Annotated in this window: 10 protein-coding genes, 2 tRNA genes and 4 rRNA genes; 7 read left to right on the plus strand and 9 right to left on the minus strand. The window is 59.6% G+C overall.

Annotated elements, in window-relative coordinates; translation table 11 throughout:
* Positions 1–38: 38 nt before the first annotated feature.
* Positions 39–380, plus strand: a complete 342-nt coding sequence (locus LOY42_RS25630) for a hypothetical protein (RefSeq protein WP_046857559.1) — start codon at positions 39–41, stop codon at positions 378–380.
* 54 nt (positions 381–434) lie between these two features.
* On the opposite strand, the gene lapD is transcribed toward LOY42_RS25630, so the two are convergent.
* Together lapD and lapG are read right to left on the minus strand one after the other, a co-directional pair.
* Positions 435–2,381 carry a cyclic di-GMP receptor LapD gene (gene lapD, locus LOY42_RS25635; RefSeq protein WP_139667773.1) on the minus strand — a complete coding sequence of 649 codons (1,947 nt, stop codon included), beginning with the start codon at positions 2,379–2,381 and terminating at the stop codon, positions 435–437.
* A 10-nt stretch (positions 2,382–2,391) separates the two neighbouring features.
* Positions 2,392–3,093: a cysteine protease LapG gene (gene lapG, locus LOY42_RS25640; RefSeq protein ID WP_139667775.1), complete on the minus strand. Its 702-nt coding sequence runs from the start codon at positions 3,091–3,093 to the stop codon at positions 2,392–2,394.
* Between the two features lie 270 nt (positions 3,094–3,363).
* On the opposite strand from lapG, the gene LOY42_RS25645 reads away from it, so the two are divergent.
* From LOY42_RS25645 to LOY42_RS25670, 6 genes are all read left to right on the plus strand, one after another.
* Positions 3,364–4,056: a GntR family transcriptional regulator gene (locus tag LOY42_RS25645; RefSeq protein ID WP_102685160.1), complete on the plus strand. Its 693-nt coding sequence runs from the start codon at positions 3,364–3,366 to the stop codon at positions 4,054–4,056.
* 77 nt (positions 4,057–4,133) lie between these two features.
* Complete coding sequence (locus LOY42_RS25650; RefSeq protein ID WP_139667777.1) at positions 4,134–4,694, plus strand: hypothetical protein; 561 nt, start codon at positions 4,134–4,136, stop codon at positions 4,692–4,694.
* Between the two features lie 599 nt (positions 4,695–5,293).
* Positions 5,294–6,070 (plus strand): DUF3050 domain-containing protein, encoded by a 777-nt coding sequence (locus LOY42_RS25655; protein ID WP_139667779.1) that lies wholly within the window; start codon positions 5,294–5,296, stop codon positions 6,068–6,070.
* Positions 6,067–6,996: a diiron oxygenase gene (locus LOY42_RS25660; RefSeq protein ID WP_258599641.1), complete on the plus strand. Its 930-nt coding sequence runs from the start codon at positions 6,067–6,069 to the stop codon at positions 6,994–6,996. Before LOY42_RS25655 ends, LOY42_RS25660 begins: the two co-directional genes overlap by 4 nt.
* Before the next feature lie 10 nt (positions 6,997–7,006).
* Positions 7,007–10,438: an amino acid adenylation domain-containing protein gene (locus tag LOY42_RS25665; RefSeq protein WP_139667783.1), complete on the plus strand. Its 3,432-nt coding sequence runs from the start codon at positions 7,007–7,009 to the stop codon at positions 10,436–10,438.
* Positions 10,439–10,470: 32 nt separating this feature from the next.
* Positions 10,471–10,938 (plus strand): SRPBCC family protein, encoded by a 468-nt coding sequence (locus LOY42_RS25670; RefSeq protein ID WP_139667785.1) that lies wholly within the window; start codon positions 10,471–10,473, stop codon positions 10,936–10,938.
* Between the two features lie 360 nt (positions 10,939–11,298).
* Here the strand turns inward: LOY42_RS25670 and rrf (LOY42_RS25675) are convergent.
* From rrf (LOY42_RS25675) to LOY42_RS25705, 7 genes are all read right to left on the minus strand, one after another.
* A 5S ribosomal RNA gene (gene rrf / locus LOY42_RS25675) occupies positions 11,299–11,414 on the minus strand.
* 109 nt (positions 11,415–11,523) lie between these two features.
* Positions 11,524–11,639, minus strand: a 5S ribosomal RNA gene (rrf, locus tag LOY42_RS25680).
* A gap of 137 nt (positions 11,640–11,776) precedes the next feature.
* Positions 11,777–14,669: ribosomal RNA gene (locus LOY42_RS25685) — 23S ribosomal RNA — on the minus strand.
* 245 nt (positions 14,670–14,914) lie between these two features.
* Positions 14,915–14,990 (minus strand) — tRNA-Ala (locus tag LOY42_RS25690).
* 24 nt (positions 14,991–15,014) lie between these two features.
* Positions 15,015–15,091 (minus strand) — tRNA-Ile (locus LOY42_RS25695).
* Positions 15,092–15,177: 86 nt separating this feature from the next.
* Positions 15,178–16,714 (minus strand): 16S ribosomal RNA (locus tag LOY42_RS25700).
* Together the 16S, 23S and 5S rRNA genes with 2 tRNA genes alongside form the textbook arrangement of a ribosomal RNA operon.
* Before the next feature lie 568 nt (positions 16,715–17,282).
* Positions 17,283–18,503 (minus strand): CaiB/BaiF CoA-transferase family protein, encoded by a 1,221-nt coding sequence (locus LOY42_RS25705; protein ID WP_258599642.1) that lies wholly within the window; start codon positions 18,501–18,503, stop codon positions 17,283–17,285.
* Between the last annotated feature and the right edge of the window lie 6 nt (positions 18,504–18,509).

The following is an 18,509-nucleotide window of genomic DNA, read 5'->3' on the forward strand; positions in this document are numbered from 1 at the left end:
ACTACCAACAAGGAATCATCGTGACGAGGGACGCCGCCATGTTCTACGTGCAACGCGACGCTGACGGCCGTTTGCTGCGAGTGGAAGCCGCCGGGTTTGATGGATTTACGGACATGGTCCCCGCCGACAGTGCCGAGATCCAGGAATGGTTCGCCGACGATGTCGTTGAGAACAGCCTCAAGCAGCTCAAGCAGAGCGATCTGGACATGATCCGGGTACTGGAAGACCTGATCGAGGTGCTGACTGCCAAAGGCGTGTTCAGCATCACCGACCTGCCGCCCGGCGCCCAGGCCAAATTGCTCAACCGCTCCACCGCGCGCAAGGCGCTGGGTAGCCTGAACAACCTGATCGAGGAAGATGAGGAAGGCGGGCTGATCTGATCATGCTGGCGGCGCATCGCGGTGCGAATTGCCCCGCGATAACGCCGAGCCAGCTTAACGCCAGGGCGCCGGCCCACCCACCAGTTGCCCCTGGATACCCTGCACGCCCATCTCCCGCAGCACCTTCAACTCCCCTTCGGTCTCCACCCGCTCGGCGATCAGCGGCAGGTCGATGCTGTGCGCAGCCCGCTGGATGGCTTCGATGAACAGGCGCTTGTGCCGTTCCTGGTCGATGTTGCGGATGTAGCCACCATCGATCTTCAGGTAGGCCAGACCCAGGTGGGCCAGGTTGCCGATCATGCTGAAGCGCCCGCCGAAGCGTTGCAGTGCCAGGCTGAAGCCCAGGGTGCGCAGGCGCCGGGTGAGTTGCTCGAGCACTGACTGCTCGGGCAGCTGCTCCTCGCCGATCTCGAAGGTCAGTCGCTGCCCCAGCGCGCCGTGCTGCCCCAACAGCTCATAGACGCGCTGCAACGCCTTGGGGTCGGCCAGGGTGGCGGCCGACAGGTTCAGCGCCAGCGCTTCGCCATGCCCTTGCAGATGCTTGAGCACCTTCTCCAGCACCAGCAGGTCCAGCCGCGCCATCCAGCCGAAGCGCTCCAGCCAGGGCAGGAAGCGGCCGGCCGCCAGGGCTTCGCCCTCCTCATCGTGCAGGCGCGAGATGACCTTGTAGTGCAGCACCCGCTCCGGCGCCTTGGCGTCCACGACCGGTTGGAAGAACAGTTCGAACTGGCCCTTGCCCAGCGCCTGGTCCAGGCGCGTGTGCCAGGCATGGTGACTGTCGGCGGCCTGGCCCGCGGCTCCCTGCTCCAGACATACCCAGCCCGGCGCGGGTTGGCTCTCGGCGCGGGCCAGGGCCTCGTCGGCGAGCTTGAGCAGCGCTTGCGGCGCATCGCCGGGGCTGTAGGGGGCAAGGCCGATGCAGGCCACCGGGTCGACATCGCTGGCACCGGTCTCGTGCAGGCTCTGCAAGGTAGCCTCCAGGGCCTGGGCCAGCTGGATCGCCTCGTCATGGACCATGCCCGGCGCCAGCACCGCGAACTCGCCGCCACGGCTGCGGGTGATCAGGTCGTTGGTCTCCGGGTAGTTCGCACAGGTACGGCGCAGTTGCTCACCCACCGCCTGCAGCAACTGGTCGGTGCGTTGGCCACCCAGGCGGGCATTGAGCCCGGCCAGGTCCTGGACCCGCAGCAGCAGCAGGTAGCCGGTACGGGCCTCCTCCAGGTTGCTGACCCGGGCATTGAGCTGCATTTCGAAGTAACGTCGATTGGCAAGGCCGGTGAGGCTGTCCTGGTACGACTCCGCCCGCAGCTTCTCGCTGCGCTCGGCCTGCTCGGTGAACAGTGCCTTGAGCTTCTCGACCATCTGGTTCATCGCCTGCACCACTCGGCGCAGCTCGGGGGTGCGTGGCAGCTCGGGCAGACTGAGGAACTCACGACGGGCGATAGCGTGGGACTGCGCCACCATGTAGTCGAGCGGGCGCAACTGACGGCGCAGCAGCAGTGCCCCGAGCACCGCGCTCACCGCGCCGCACAGCAGCAGCCAGCCAAGGCTACCCAGGGCGCTCTGCCAGAGTTTGCCCAGGGCAAACATCGGGTGGCTGATCACCTCGACCCGCGCCGCCTGCTGCCAGCCGCGGCTGACGAGGGCATCACCACCGGCCGGCTCCAGGCCGATGAGCTGGATGAACCAGCCCGGCACACCGCCGGCGTCAGGCTCGGCGTGGCGCTCGACCAACACGGCGTTGGAGTCCAGGTCGATGACCTTGATACTCGAGTAGTAGCCACTGTCGAAAATCGAGCTGACCATCAGCTCGACCATCGCTGGGTCGTCGATGTTCGGCGTCAGCGACAACGCCAGCGCGGTCGCGGCGTCCTGGGCATGGGAACGCAGCTGGTTGACGTACTGGCTGCGCGAGCTCTCCAGGCTGACCATGAAGCTGCCACTGAAGGCGATCACCAGGAACAGGCAAATGGCTAGCAGCAATTGTTTGAACAGTGACATCTGTGCTCCTTCAGTAAACCGGTTCGGCCGGGAACCCTTCGGCCTGCATTTTCTTCAGCAGATCCTGCCAACGCGACAGGCGCTTGGTGTCGCCGACCTTCTTGTTGCCGCCCGCGCCGGTCAGCCACAGGCCTTCACCGTTGAAGGCATACACCGGCAGCAGGTCGGTACGCTGGCTGGCCGGCTTGATCGCGTCCATCAGGCTGTCCAGCACCAGCGGCTGGGCCTGTGGGCTTGAATAATAGGTCAGGACCATGTGCGCACGGTTCTGGCGCAAGGCCTTTACGTAGGTGATGCGTAGCTTTTCCGCCGGAATGCCCATGCGCCGCAGGCTGAAGTACTTGGCGATGGCATAATCCTCGCAGTCGCCCGCACCCTTTATCAGCGATTGTACCGGCGTGGCCCAGTAATCGACCTCGTGCCACAGGTCGATGTCTTCGACATAGCGCAGCTGCTTGTTGAAGAACAGGTTGACCACCTGCAGCTGCTCCAGTTCGCTGCCCTGCTTCTGTGTCACCATCAGGTTCTGCCAGGCATCGATACGCCCCTGGCCCGCGCCCATCGGGCCGTAGAGCGCCTGAGCGCGGCGACTGATCTGCGAGAAGTCCCAATCCGCTTGGGACACGCCCAGCCACAGACAGCCGAGCAGCACGGCAAGGCCGAGCCGGCGTGCGGTCGCATTGAGAGGCCAAGGTATCGCCACTGCGGACACCCGTTCAGATCAGTCGAAAGCAGCGATGGTGCGGGCTGGAGACGCAAAAGACAATGGCACCGTGCGATCATGCTGCCAACTGTCGGCAAACCCGCTTCGTACAAGGGCTGGCGACCTTGGCTATCTTCCCAATGCCGGCAACTTGCTTCACGATAGCCGCGTTTTGACTCTGCGCCACGGCGCATCGCTTGATCAATCCGTTTGACAAGCGCCCCCTTCCCTCACTAGGGTTATTGGATCCAATTTTCATGTTGCCGAGGCGAACCCCGCGTGGCTGAGAAACCCAAACTCCTGAGCACCGTACTGGGTAGCGAACAAGTACCACCGCACCTGGCCCGGGGTGTTATCGAAGAGCGCCTGCGCAGTGCCATCCTTGATGGCCGCCTGCCCCCGGGCACCGCCGTGCGCCAGCAAGAGCTGGCGACTTTGTTCGGTGTCAGTCGCATGCCTGTGCGCGAGGCGCTGCGCCAACTCGAAGCCCAGTCGCTGCTGCAGGTGGTGATGCACAAAGGCGCCGTGGTAGCGCCATTGATCGGTGAAGACGCCGTCGACACGTACGCCCTGCGTGTACTGCTCGAGACCGAGGCGTTGCGCCAGTCGATCCCCTTGCTCGATGCCGGCGACATCGCCCAGGCCAGGGCTTACATCCGTCAACTGGAGACCGAGACTCGTCATGCCGAAATCGGCCGGCTCAATCGCCTGTTCCACATGGCCCTCTACAGCAAGGCGCAGAACCAGAAACTGCTGCGCATGATCGAGATCGAGCTGAACGAAGAGGAACGCTTCCTGCGTTTCCATCTGTCCTCGATGGGCCTGGGCAAACTCACCCAGGATGACCACATTGCCCTTGTCGATGCCGCCAACGACAGACTGGTGGACGAGGCCGTGAAGCTCCTGGAAGAACACCTCAACCATGCCGCGCGCACCATCAGGAAGTACCTCGACAGGCAATCGGCCAACTGATCCTGCCCAACCGCGCAGCCGCCCCTGGCGACCACCCGCTGCGTCGACACGATCCGCCACAAGGAACGGCAGTGCACGTGCAGACTCGACAGGACACCATGCCCGACCAGCCGCCCAGGATTCGCCTGATCTGCCTGGCAAACACACGGCAGCAACTTGCCCAGTACCGCACCTGGGCAACGACCCTGAGCGACCCCATCGAGCTGGTCGCGGTCGATGTCCCCTCCATTGCCGACTTCGAACAATCTCTGCCCATTTCCGGGCGCCTGACCCAGGCCCTGGTAGAGCAGCTCCAGCCCTACCTTATGCAGCCACATGCCGTGTTTGCCCAAGGCCTGGGCGCGCACATCGCCTTGGCCCTGATCCAGCAAGTGCAAGGTGCTTGTCCGGGCCTGACTCGTCACTTGTTTGTTTCAAGCTGTGACAGCCCACAATTCAGCACCACTTACCTGCCCCTGCATATCCCCATGACCGTGCTCTATCCGCCGGGCTCGCTGGCGGCGATGCTCGGCTGGCACAGCCTGGTACGCCGGGAGCTGGAGCTGATTGAGCTACCGGTGCAAGCGGTCGATACTTCGCTGCTGAACCAGCGCCTGGTGCGCATCTTCAACGCCCACCTCGGGTTGCTGAGCTTCTAATTCTCCTCTTGCCATCCGTGCGCTGATCAAGGCTTTTCCGCTGCCTGGTCAGTGCCTGGCCATGGCAGTGCCAGCATTTTGGGCACACTCTACCCCCCGCAGCGGCCGCTGATCATCAGACGTGGACCTGGCCGTTTGCCTCTTCATTCACCTGCAGAAGGAACCTGGCACCGGGGCAAGGACCGCAAGCGATCAGCCGCCCCTCAATAGTCCCTCTCTCCATCTCCGTTCATTCGTGCTCCGAGTGAGGCATTCACTCTGTGTCTATTTTTCTGATCGTTAATTATCGGAAGGAGCACGTATTGCCAAAATAAAACTTACTCAATGTTTTATTCAGGTACTTATATTTCAAGAAAAGTCCGAACATAAAATAATCAAAAAAACAATTGCGACCAACTTTGAAGTTGTTCTAACTTTTATATCGCCAGCCAAGGGCGGCCAGGCGTCACCGTGGACACCTCGCCAAACAAGCCCTGCTGGCCTCTGCCTGTTGTTCGAATTCGAGTTTTCACTCGAGGCCTTCATTCGCCCGGCATTTAGTTGCCTTGCAACTTCCAGAGCATAACGTCCCTGCATATCACCTCTAAACGGATCTCATCATGAGCACATTGAAGCGCACACTTTCCGACAAGAAACATGAACTTTCCCTGCACCCGCTATTTTCCGAAATCGATTCTCTGGAGACGCTGCGTGGGTTCATGGAAACCCACGTGTTTGCCGTCTGGGACTTCATGTCGCTGACCAAGCGCCTGCAGCAGGAGCTGACCTGCGTCAGCCTGCCCTGGCTGCCACCAAGGGACCCGGCTGCGGCGCGCCTGATCAACGAGATCGTCCTGGGCGAGGAATCGGACGATCGCCTCGATCATGGTCACTACAGCCACTTCGAGCTGTACCTGGATGCCATGCGCGAAGTCGGTGCCAGCACCCAGGCCATCGAGCGCTTCGTCAGCCTGCAGCAACAAGGCGTCGCGGCATTCGACGCGCTGCAACGCTGCGGCGCCAGTGAAGCCGCGCAGCGATTCGTTCGCGACACCCTCAAAGTGGCCATCGAGGCACCGGCCCACCAAGTTGCCGCCGCCTTCCTGCATGGGCGGGAAAGCGTCATTCCAGCGATGTTCCAACAAATTCTCGACGAGTGGGGCATCGGTACCGAGCAGGCGCCGACCTTCCGCTACTACCTGCAACGTCACATCGAAGTCGACTCCGAGGACCACGGCCCCGCCGCCGAGCAATTGCTGGCACGCCTGGTCGATCATGATCCGCTGCGCCAGGAAGACGTCTACGTGGCCGCCATCGCCGCGGTGGACAGCCGCATGGCCCTGTGGGACCGCCTGCGTACATCGCTGAAAGCGGCTGTTGCCGAGGTCACCCCATGAATGCCCTCGAGTATCGCTCCTTTGCCGAGGCCTGGGAGGCCAGGGCGACCATTCGCACCCGGCCCCGGCGCCTGGTGGAGGATGACCAGCGCCTGATCTACCCCCTGAGCCGCCAGCCCCTGGTGCTCGGCGCGACGTTCCAGCGCGAGTGCCCGCAGCTGCGCGACTTCGTGCTGGTACAGAGCCTCTACAAGTTCATCAATGACGTGGTGATCTTCGAGACCGAGATCGTCGACCGCACCGCCCGGCGCATCGCCAAGGACCGCTTTGCCGTGCGCTTCCCGTTCGCCTGCCGCTACGACGCGATGACCGTGGTGGTGGACGAGGACTATCACGCCCTGGTGGCGATGGACTTCCTGCAGCAAACCATCGCCCTGACCGGGATCGAGCCGATCGCCCTGCCCCAGGAAATCGAACTCAGCCGCGCCATTCCAGCCGCGCTGGAACAGGTACCCGAGGCCCTGCGTGACGCCTTGGAGCTGATCTGCGTGGGCATCGCCGAGAACACCCTGACCGACGATGTCGCGGCCTTTGCCCGCGACGACTCGGTCAAGCCCTCGGTGAAGGGCCTGATGGCCGATCACCTGCTGGACGAAGGTCGTCACTCGAGCTTCTGGGCGCGCCTGACGCGCATCTACTGGCATACCGCGCCCGAGGCGGATCGCCAGATGATCGCCAAGGTACTGCCGTTGTTCCTGCGCCAGTACCTGACCAACGACATCCAGCAGGCTTTCGACTGTGCCCTGATCGACGCCTTGCCGGTGACCGACACGGTGCGCCAGGCCCTGCGCGAGGAAGTGCTGGGCCTGGCCTACCCGATCAACCGCCAGCATCCGCTGCTGGGCAACATCCTGCGTTTCTTCCGCAGCAGCTCGATGCTCGAGTCGCCCTGCGTACAGGACGCCCTGCGCGACTATCTGCCCTGAGGACCTAGACATGAGACGCCTCGACATACTTCTGGTGGGCATCAGCCCGCCCCTGGAGGAGTTCGCCCGCATGCTCGCCGAGCACGGACATGGCTCGGCCAGGGCCGATAGCGCCCAGGCCTTGCCCCGGCAGCTGTCGGCCCATCCCGACCTGGTGGTGGAGGATGGCAGCCTGGCACTGAGCAGCAGTGATTGGCAGCCCCTGGGCGGCACGCCGCTGCTCAGGCTGCGCCTGGGTGCGAGCTGCGCCGACACCCTGCCGCAACTGGAGGCCCTGTGCTGGTGCGGCAGTGCCAGCGCCCAGCGCCTGATCCATCGCGTGCCGATACACACGCCGCGCTCCGGTAATGGCCAACAGCTGCGTGAGGACACCTTGCAAGCCCTGTGCGAGCAACTGGCACTGCAGGTCACCCGCTTCGCCCGCAACCCATTGCATTTGCAGGAAACGCCTGCGGTGAACCCGGGAGATCAGGAGCGCGAACACAGCCTGGACTGGCTGGACACTTTGGCTTACCGACATCCGTTCAACCGCACGCTACGCGCCGATTTGCTGGAGAAGGCCGAAACAGACCTGATCGGCGACCTGGAACACAGTCTGCGTGTGTACGCAGAGTGTCATGCCGTGAACCACGACGGCCTGCGTTGCACTTATGAGCAGCTGCATGCCCGCACCGCCGTCATCCAGCAGGCCTTGTTGCCGCTGTTGCCCAACGCCGGGGAACAGCCGCCTGTGGTCGCCGTGTGCATGGGCAAGTCACCCGAGCTCTACGCCAGCCTGTTGGCGGTGCTGGGCTGCGCCGCCATCTACCTGCCACTGGATCCGGCCACGCCGGCCGAGCGCCGCCAGCTGATCCTCGACGACGCTGGCGCCTGCGTTCTGCTGCACGACGGTCAGGCGCCTGTGGATATCCCTGATGTTGATGTGCGCAACCTTCCTTTGCCGCAGGACTTGCCGCTGCCCAGCCTGGCGTTGCGCCAGGCTGCCGCCGACCAGGCCTGCGTGGCGATCTACACCTCCGGCACCACCGGCCAACCCAAAGGCGTGTTGCTCACCCAGGGCAACCTGGCGCACTTCATGGCCTGGTATCGCGAGCATGTGGGCTTGGACCGGCACAGCCGGGTACTGCAGTTCTCCACCATCGGCTTCGACGCCTCGCTGCTGGATATCCTGCCGACGTTCGCCTGTGGCGCGGAACTGGTCTTGCCCAGTGAGGACCAGCGTCGCGATCCGCAGCGGCTGGTACAACTTATCCACAGAGAGGAGGTGAGCCACGCGTTCCTGCCACCGGCGCTGCTGAGTATCCTTCCCCGTGATCTGCACCTGGGCCTGCGTCACCTGGTGACCGGTGGCGACGTCTGCGAACCGGAAGTCATCGCTCGATTGGCCGGGCAATGCCACATGCACAACATCTACGGGCCGACCGAAACCACCGTGCTGGCCACAACCCGGGTGTTCGCTGCAGGCGACGACAACCGCAACCTGGGGCTGCCGATTGCCAACACCCAGGTGCTGATACTCGACCAGCACCTGCAGCCGGTTTGTGAGCAGACCCCCGGCGAGCTGTACATCGCCGGGCCAGGTGTCGGCCTGGGTTACCTGAACAACTCCGAACTGAGCGCCGAACGTTTCGTCGAGCTGAGCTTGCCCGCGGGCCGCACACTGCGCGCCTACCGTACGGGGGACATCGGCAAATGGACCGAACAAGGTATAGAGCTGTGCGGCCGGCGAGACAACCAGGTGAAGATCCGTGGCTTCCGGGTCGAACCCGAAGAAATCGAGCACTGCCTGCGCGATAGCCAGCTGTTCGCCCAGGTGGCGGTGGTGATCGACGCCCAGCGGCGGGTCCTGGCCTTCCTTGCCCACCCGCAACGGGCCGATGCCGAAGCCTTGCTGCGCGAGCATGCCGAGCGACACCTGCCCGACTACATGCGCCCGACGTTCTATCAGGTACTGCAGCAGATGCCCTATACCGCCAACGGCAAGGTGGATCGCCGGGTGTTGTCGTTGCGTCCACTGACCTTGCCAACCAGCCAGCGCATCGAACCACGGACCGCGACCGAGGAGCGCCTGCGTCGCCTGTGGAGCACGCTGCTGGAGCTCCCACAAAGCGAAATTTCCGCCGACGACAGCTTCTTCAATCTCGGCGGTCACTCCATCCTGCTGTCGCGCTTGCTGCTGGAGGTCAGGGAGCACTTCGGCCAGGGGGTGGCCATCAACCGCTTCATCGAACAGCCGACCTTGCAGCGCCTGGGCGCGCTGCTCGATGGCGATCACGAGGCGTTGCAAACCTCCCTGGTACGCCTGGAGCAGGACGCCAACCGCGAACTGGGCCTGCAGGTGCAACCGCTGGAGCGCCTGGGCGATGTGCACAAGGTGATCGTCACCGGGGCCAACAGCTTCCTTGGCGTGCATCTGGTCGAGGCCCTGCTGGAGTGGGGCGCGAGTGAAGTCGCTTGCCTGGTACGCAGCGCCGCAGGGTTATCCGCCGATGAGCGTTTCTCCCAGGCCCTGCGGGACAACCACGTCACCCTGGACCGCAGCCGCGTGCGGGTATTCGAAGCGGACCTGCGCAAGCCACTACTGGGTCTGGCCCAGGCCGACTACGACTACCTGGACAGCAACTATGGCGCGTTGCTGCACAACGCCGCGCAAGTCAACCATGTGCTCGACTACGAGGTACTGGCAGCCGACAACATCGAGCCGTTGTTCGAATGCCTGCGGTTGTGTGAGGGCCGTCGCAAGAAAATCTTCAACTTCGTCTCCACCCTGTCCGCCTGCAGCGCCGTGGATGGCGAGGGCCATGTGCTGGAGAGCGACCCCGCAGACACCCCGCCGATCTACATCCGCAATGGCTACAACCTGAGCAAATGGGTCGGCGAGCGCATCCTCAGCCGTGCCCGTGAACAAGGCGTGTGGGTCAACCTGTTCCGCCCCGGCAACATCACCTTCGATAGCCGCACAGGGGCCTGCCAGCCTCAGCGCAACCGGCTGATGCTGATGCTCAAGGGCTCGCTGCAGTTGGGCCAGGTGCCGGAGCTGGAGATCGACTTCGACCTCATGCCGGTGGACTTCCTGTCCCGCTTCATCGCTTTCCACAGCAGCCGTCACCAGGCCGGCCGGTGCGTGTTCAACCTGCACAACCCCGAACCCCTGCGCTGGCGTGACTACCTGGCTTCGTTCCATGCCCAGGGCCATGCCTTCGAACTGGTCAGCATCGAGCAATGGCAGCGCCAGTTGGCCAGGGTCGATAGCGACAACGCGCTGTACGACGTCCTGGGCTTCTACCTGGACGGTTTCGAAGAAGACATCGGTGACATCTCCGGCATCGCCCACGACAACGCTCGTGCCGGCGTGCAGCGCATGGGCGCCCGTTACCCAAGCAAGGACCCGGCGCTGCTCAGTCGCGGCTGCCGCTACCTGGCCGACATCGGCTTTATCTGATCCCTTTCATGTACAACAGGAGCAACATCCCAATGCAAGCACTCAAACCCGATACCCTGATCCGCAACCCGCAAGGCTGTCTTGTGGTTTCCAGCGTGGAGATCGCCGCGCCGGCGGCCAACGTGTGGAACATCGTCGGCAACTTCGCTGGCTTCCCGGTGTTCATTCCTGCCCTGGCGCATATCGAGATGACCGGCAGCGGCGTGCGCTCGGTGCGCAAGAAGCTGTTCAAGGATGGCAACGTGGTGATCGAGCAGTTGAACTCCCGTGACGATCAGGCCATGAACATGACCTGGAGCCTGATCTACACCAGTTTGAACATCGGCAATCTGTGGGCGGCCATGCAAGTGCAGGCGATCGATCTCCAACACAGCCGGGCTACCTGGACCATCCAGGCCGAGCCATGGGAAGGCGGGCCGGAGGCACTGCCGGGCTTCCAGGCATTTCTGCAGGGCTTTGCCGATGAGGCGATGGGAAATGTGCGTAACCTGCTGAGCTGATATCACTGGAAGGGGCGTGTGCCCCGATGGCAAAAAGGCCGCTCCCGACCGGGAGCGGCCTTTTTTTGTCTTGAACATCAGGGGGGCGGGGATAGCTCTTCGGGCTGTGCTGTTGCACAGCAAAAAGAGACCTCTGTAGGAGCGGCTTTAGCCGCGATGCAAGCAACTCGGTGTCTGGCACCCGCTTCGCGGGTGATCGCGGCTGAAGCCGCTCCTACAGGGGCCGTGCTGTGCTTTTGAATACTGTTCCCTTCGTGCCAGCGCAGGGAGCTGGACGATCTCACGCGGGAACTTCACGCATCAATACCCTGAAAAGACAAAGCCCCTGATCGCATCGCGATCAGGGGCTTTGGAATTGAATCTTGACGATGACCTACTCTCACATGGGGAAACCCCACACTACCATCGGCGATGCATCGTTTCACTACTGAGTTCGGGATGGGATCAGGTGGTTCCAATACTCTATGGTCGTCAAGAAATTCTGTGTGCTGGTCCGTCCTGGGGACGCACCTGCGAATCTCTGTAGTCTCTACTTAAAGACAAAACCCCTACCTGCTCGCGCAGATAGGGGTTTTGCGAAATGAATCTTGACGATGACCTACTCTCACATGGGGAAACCCCACACTACCATCGGCGATGCATCGTTTCACTACTGAGTTCGGGATGGGATCAGGTGGTTCCAATGCTCTATGGTCGTCAAGAAATTCGGTTGCCAGTACGTCTTTGCAGACATGCCAGCCAATTCGGATATGCGATATTTGTGGTTCGTCGCGAACTTTCGGTTCGTTTCGTCTTCACCACCACAATTTGGCCTCAGCGCAAATTGCTTGGGTGTTATATGGTCAAGCCTCACGGGCAATTAGTATTGGTTAGCTCAACGCCTCACAGCGCTTACACACCCAACCTATCAACGTCGTAGTCTTCGACGGCCCTTCAGGGAGCTCAAGGCTCCAGTGAGATCTCATCTTGAGGCAAGTTTCCCGCTTAGATGCTTTCAGCGGTTATCTCTTCCGAACATAGCTACCCGGCAATGCCACTGGCGTGACAACCGGAACACCAGAGGTTCGTCCACTCCGGTCCTCTCGTACTAGGAGCAGCCCCTCTCAAATCTCAAACGTCCACGGCAGATAGGGACCGAACTGTCTCACGACGTTCTAAACCCAGCTCGCGTACCACTTTAAATGGCGAACAGCCATACCCTTGGGACCGGCTTCAGCCCCAGGATGTGATGAGCCGACATCGAGGTGCCAAACACCGCCGTCGATATGAACTCTTGGGCGGTATCAGCCTGTTATCCCCGGAGTACCTTTTATCCGTTGAGCGATGGCCCTTCCATACAGAACCACCGGATCACTAAGACCTACTTTCGTACCTGCTCGACGTGTGTGTCTCGCAGTCAAGCGCGCTTTTGCCTTTATACTCTACGACCGATTTCCGACCGGTCTGAGCGCACCTTCGTACTCCTCCGTTACTCTTTGGGAGGAGACCGCCCCAGTCAAACTACCCACCATACACTGTCCTCGATCCGGATAACGGACCTGAGTTAGAACCTCAAGGTTGCCAGGGTGGTATTTCAAGGATGGCTCCATGAGAACTGGCGTCCCCACTTCAAAGCCTCCCACCTATCCTACACAAGCAAGCTCAAAGTCCAGTGCAAAGCTATAGTAAAGGTTCACGGGGTCTTTCCGTCTAGCCGCGGATACACTGCATCTTCACAGCGATTTCAATTTCACTGAGTCTCGGGTGGAGACAGCGCCGCCATCGTTACGCCATTCGTGCAGGTCGGAACTTACCCGACAAGGAATTTCGCTACCTTAGGACCGTTATAGTTACGGCCGCCGTTTACCGGGGCTTCGATCAAGAGCTTCGCTTGCGCTAACCCCATCAATTAACCTTCCGGCACCGGGCAGGCGTCACACCCTATACGTCCACTTTCGTGTTTGCAGAGTGCTGTGTTTTTAATAAACAGTCGCAGCGGCCTGGTATCTTCGACCGGCGTGGGCTTACGCAGCAAGTGCTTCACCCTCACCGGCGCACCTTCTCCCGAAGTTACGGTGCCATTTTGCCTAGTTCCTTCACCCGAGTTCTCTCAAGCGCCTTGGTATTCTCTACCTAACCACCTGTGTCGGTTTGGGGTACGGTTCCCAGTTATCTGAAGCTTAGGAGCTTTTCTTGGAAGCATGGCATCAACCACTTCGCGCTCTAATGAGCACTCGTCATCAGCTCTCGGCCTTGAAATCCCGGATTTGCCTAAGATCTCAGCCTACCACCTTAAACTTGGACAACCAACGCCAAGCTGGCCTAGCCTTCTCCGTCCCTCCATCGCAATAACTGGAAGTACAGGAATATTAACCTGTTTTCCATCGACTACGCTTTTCAGCCTCGCCTTAGGGACCGACTAACCCTGCGTCGATTAACGTTGCGCAGGAAACCTTGGTCTTTCGGCGTGCGAGTTTTTCACTCGCATTGTCGTTACTCATGTCAGCATTCGCACTTCTGATACCTCCAGCAAGCTTCTCAACTCACCTTCACAGGCTTACAGAACGCTCCTCTACCGCATCACCTAAAGGTGATACCCGTAGCTTCGGTGCATGGTTTGAGCCCCGTTACATCTTCCGCGCAGGCCGACTCGACTAGTGAGCTATTACGCTTTCTTTAAAGGGTGGCTGCTTCTAAGCCAACCTCCTAGCTGTCTAAGCCTTCCCACATCGTTTCCCACTTAACCATGACTTTGGGACCTTAGCTGACGGTCTGGGTTGTTTCCCTTTTCACGACGGACGTTAGCACCCGCCGTGTGTCTCCCATGCTCGGCACTTGTAGGTATTCGGAGTTTGCATCGGTTTGGTAAGTCGGGATGACCCCCTAGCCGAAACAGTGCTCTACCCCCTACAGTGATACATGAGGCGCTACCTAAATAGCTTTCGAGGAGAACCAGCTATCTCCGAGCTTGATTAGCCTTTCACTCCGATCCACAGGTCATCCGCTAACTTTTCAACGGTAGTCGGTTCGGTCCTCCAGTCAGTGTTACCTAACCTTCAACCTGCCCATGGATAGATCGCCCGGTTTCGGGTCTATACCCAGCGACTAAAGCGCCCTATTAAGACTCGCTTTCGCTACGCCTCCCCTATTCGGTTAAGCTCGCCACTGAATATAAGTCGCTGACCCATTATACAAAAGGTACGCAGTCACCTAACAAGTAGGCTCCCACTGCTTGTACGCATACGGTTTCAGGTTCTATTTCACTCCCCTCTCCGGGGTTCTTTTCGCCTTTCCCTCACGGTACTGGTTCACTATCGGTCAGTCAGTAGTATTTAGCCTTGGAGGATGGTCCCCCCATGTTCAGACAAAGTTTCTCGTGCTCCGTCCTACTCGATTTCACTGGCAAGAGATTTTCGTGTACGGGGCTATCACCCACTATGGCCGCACTTTCCAGAGCGTTCCACTAATCTCAAACCAGCTTAAGGGCTGGTCCCCGTTCGCTCGCCACTACTAAGGGAATCTCGGTTGATTTCTTTTCCTCAGGGTACTTAGATGTTTCAGTTCCCCTGGTTCGCCTCTTGCACCTATGTATTCAGTACAAGATAACCAGCTTGTGCTGGCTGGGTTCCCCCATTCAGAGATCTCTGGATCACAGTCTGTTTGCCGACTCCCCAAAGCTTATCGCAGGCTACCACGTCTTTCATCGCCTCTGACTGCCAAGGCATCCACCGTATGCGCTTCTTCACTTGACCATATAACCCCAAGCAATCTGGTTATACTGTGAAGACGACATTCGCCGAAAATTCGCACGTCGCTCTTTCGAGCAGAACTCACAAATTTTACCTTAGCCTGATCCACCCGCAGTGAAACGGGTGTTCAGTCTATTTCTATCACATATCCGAATTTTTAAAGAACGATCTGACAAAAGTCAGAAATCAACATTCATCGCCGAATGTTCATTTCTAAGTTCTGAGCAGTGCTGCGAAACCTGAAAGAGTGGTGGAGCCAAGCGGGATCGAACCGCTGACCTCCTGCGTGCAAGGCAGGCGCTCTCCCAGCTGAGCTATGGCCCCGTATTCTAGGCCGCACCAAGTAATTGGTAGGTCTGGGCAGATTTGAACTGCCGACCTCACCCTTATCAGGGGTGCGCTCTAACCAACTGAGCTACAGACCTATAACAGGGTCGCGTTACAGCATCGTCTTTACACAATGAATCAAGCAATTCGTGTGGGAGCTCATCAGCAGGCTGATGTCTTCGATTAAGGAGGTGATCCAGCCGCAGGTTCCCCTACGGCTACCTTGTTACGACTTCACCCCAGTCATGAATCACACCGTGGTAACCGTCCTCCCGAAGGTTAGACTAGCTACTTCTGGTGCAACCCACTCCCATGGTGTGACGGGCGGTGTGTACAAGGCCCGGGAACGTATTCACCGCAACATTCTGATTTGCGATTACTAGCGATTCCGACTTCACGCAGTCGAGTTGCAGACTGCGATCCGGACTACGATCGGTTTTGTGAGATTAGCTCCACCTCGCGGCTTGGCAACCCTCTGTACCGACCATTGTAGCACGTGTGTAGCCCAGGCCGTAAGGGCCATGATGACTTGACGTCATCCCCACCTTCCTCCGGTTTGTCACCGGCAGTCTCCTTAGAGTGCCCACCATAACGTGCTGGTAACTAAGGACAAGGGTTGCGCTCGTTACGGGACTTAACCCAACATCTCACGACACGAGCTGACGACAGCCATGCAGCACCTGTGTCAGAGTTCCCGAAGGCACCAATCCATCTCTGGAAAGTTCTCTGCATGTCAAGGCCTGGTAAGGTTCTTCGCGTTGCTTCGAATTAAACCACATGCTCCACCGCTTGTGCGGGCCCCCGTCAATTCATTTGAGTTTTAACCTTGCGGCCGTACTCCCCAGGCGGTCAACTTAATGCGTTAGCTGCGCCACTAAAATCTCAAGGATTCCAACGGCTAGTTGACATCGTTTACGGCGTGGACTACCAGGGTATCTAATCCTGTTTGCTCCCCACGCTTTCGCACCTCAGTGTCAGTATCAGTCCAGGTGGTCGCCTTCGCCACTGGTGTTCCTTCCTATATCTACGCATTTCACCGCTACACAGGAAATTCCACCACCCTCTACCATACTCTAGCTCGCCAGTTTTGGATGCAGTTCCCAGGTTGAGCCCGGGGCTTTCACATCCAACTTAACGAACCACCTACGCGCGCTTTACGCCCAGTAATTCCGATTAACGCTTGCACCCTCTGTATTACCGCGGCTGCTGGCACAGAGTTAGCCGGTGCTTATTCTGTCGGTAACGTCAAAACAGCAAGGTATTAACTTACTGCCCTTCCTCCCAACTTAAAGTGCTTTACAATCCGAAGACCTTCTTCACACACGCGGCATGGCTGGATCAGGCTTTCGCCCATTGTCCAATATTCCCCACTGCTGCCTCCCGTAGGAGTCTGGACCGTGTCTCAGTTCCAGTGTGACTGATCATCCTCTCAGACCAGTTACGGATCGTCGCCTAGGTGAGCCATTACCTCACCTACTAGCTAATCCGACCTAGGCTCATCTGATAGCGCAAGGCCCGAAGGTCCCCTGCTTTCTCCCGTAGGACGTATGCGGTATTAGCGTTCCTTTCGAAACGTTGTCCCCCACTACCAGGCAGATTCCTAGGCATTACTCACCCGTCCGCCGCTGAATCAAGGAGCAAGCTCCCGTCATCCGCTCGACTTGCATGTGTTAGGCCTGCCGCCAGCGTTCAATCTGAGCCATGATCAAACTCTTCAGTTCAATACTGCTTGGGTTTTTAAGAAACCCTAAACTTGGCTCAGCAATCTCAAATGACTATGTGATTTCTCGCATGGCCACTTGTGATGCTGATAATCTTGGCGACTATCAGTCCGTACTCACAAGCACCCACACGAATTGCTTGATTCAATTTGTTAAAGAACGGTTGGTTAAGCGCTTTTCGTCTCAACCGAGGCGCGCATTCTACGCTTTCCTCATTTGCTGTCAAGCGTTTATTTTGAAGTATTTTGCGAGAAACCCGTTCAACTTCAAACACTTGACTCGCTGCGATCTCTCGTAGCGGGAGGCGAATCATACAGCGTTACAACCTGCTGTCAACTGCCTTTTTCACCGCTGCCGACCTGACGATCGAAGCACTTCCGCAACCCTCCTGATCGATCAACTCATTGATATTCAAGGAGTTTTTCGTTCCGATGTCGCTGGAAGTGGGGCGCATTATAAGGGGATCTGAAACCCCGTCAACCGTTTATTTCATAAAACCTTCAGATTGTTGAAAAGCAAAGCGGGGCGGCCTGCCGGCCGCCCCGCTTCTTTCTATCTATAGCGCGTGTTACAGCACACCTGCGCCCCGAAGCACCTGCACCGCTTCCCCACTCAGCCCCAGCACATCCATCAGCACCGCCTCGGTGTGCTCCCCCAACAATGGAGGCGCATGGCGATACTCCACCGGCGTCTCCGACAACCGGATCGGGCTGGCCACCTGCGGCACGCTGCCCGCCAGCGGATGTGGAACATTCACCGCCAGCCCACGCGCCAATACCTGCGGGTCCTGGAACATCTGCGCCAGGTCATTGATAGGCCCGCATGGCACACCCGCCGTCTCCAGCTCAGTGACCCATTCAGCCGTGGTCTTGAACACCGTCGCCTGACGAATCAGCGGAATCAGCTCAGCCCGGTTGGCCACCCGTTGCTTGTTGGTGGCAAAGCGCGGGTCATCCGCCCAATGAGCCTGCCCCGCTACTTCAGCGAACTTGCGGAACTGACCATCGTTACCCACTGTAAGGATGAAATTGCCATCCGCCGTCGGGAAGTCCTGGTAGGGCACGATATTGGGGTGCGCATTGCCCAACCGCCGTGGCGGATTGCCAGTGGTGAGGTAGTTCATCGCCTGATTGGCCAGGCAGGCCACCTGCACATCCAGCAACGCCATATCGATATGCTGACCTATCCCCGCCTGATCACGATGCGCCAAGGCCGCAAGAATCGCCACGGTGGAATACAGCCCGGTCAGGATGTCAGTGAGTGCCACCCCCACCTTCACCGGCCCCGCGCCCTCCTCCCCCTCCGGACGCCCGGTCAGGCTCATCAGGCCGCCCAGCCCCTGGATCATGAAGTCATAGCCAGCACGCTTGGCATATGGCCCGGTCTGGCCGAAGCCGGTGATCGAGCAATAGATGAGCTTCGGGTTGATGCCCTTCAGACTTTGGTAATCCAACCCGTAGGCTGCCAGCCCGCCCACCTTGAAGTTCTCGATGACGATATCCGACTTCGCCGCCAGCTCGCGCACCAGGCGCTGGCCTTCGGGCTGAGTGAAGTCGATGGTCACCGAGCGCTTGTTACGGTTGGCCGATAAGTAGTAGGCCGCCTCGCTGGTATTCTCGCCCTGGGCATCGCGCAGGAAAGGCGGCCCCCAGGAGCGGGTGTCGTCACCCGCGCCGGGGCGCTCCACCTTGATTACATCCGCCCCAAGGTCGGCAAGGATCTGGCCGGACCAGGGGCCGGCCAATACCCGGGAAAGATCCAGCACCCGCAGATGGGAAAGCGCGCCCATGGCCTG

The organism is Pseudomonas sp. B21-023, from assembly GCF_024749165.1.
In the GTDB taxonomy this organism is placed as follows: Bacteria; Pseudomonadota; Gammaproteobacteria; order Pseudomonadales; family Pseudomonadaceae; genus Aquipseudomonas.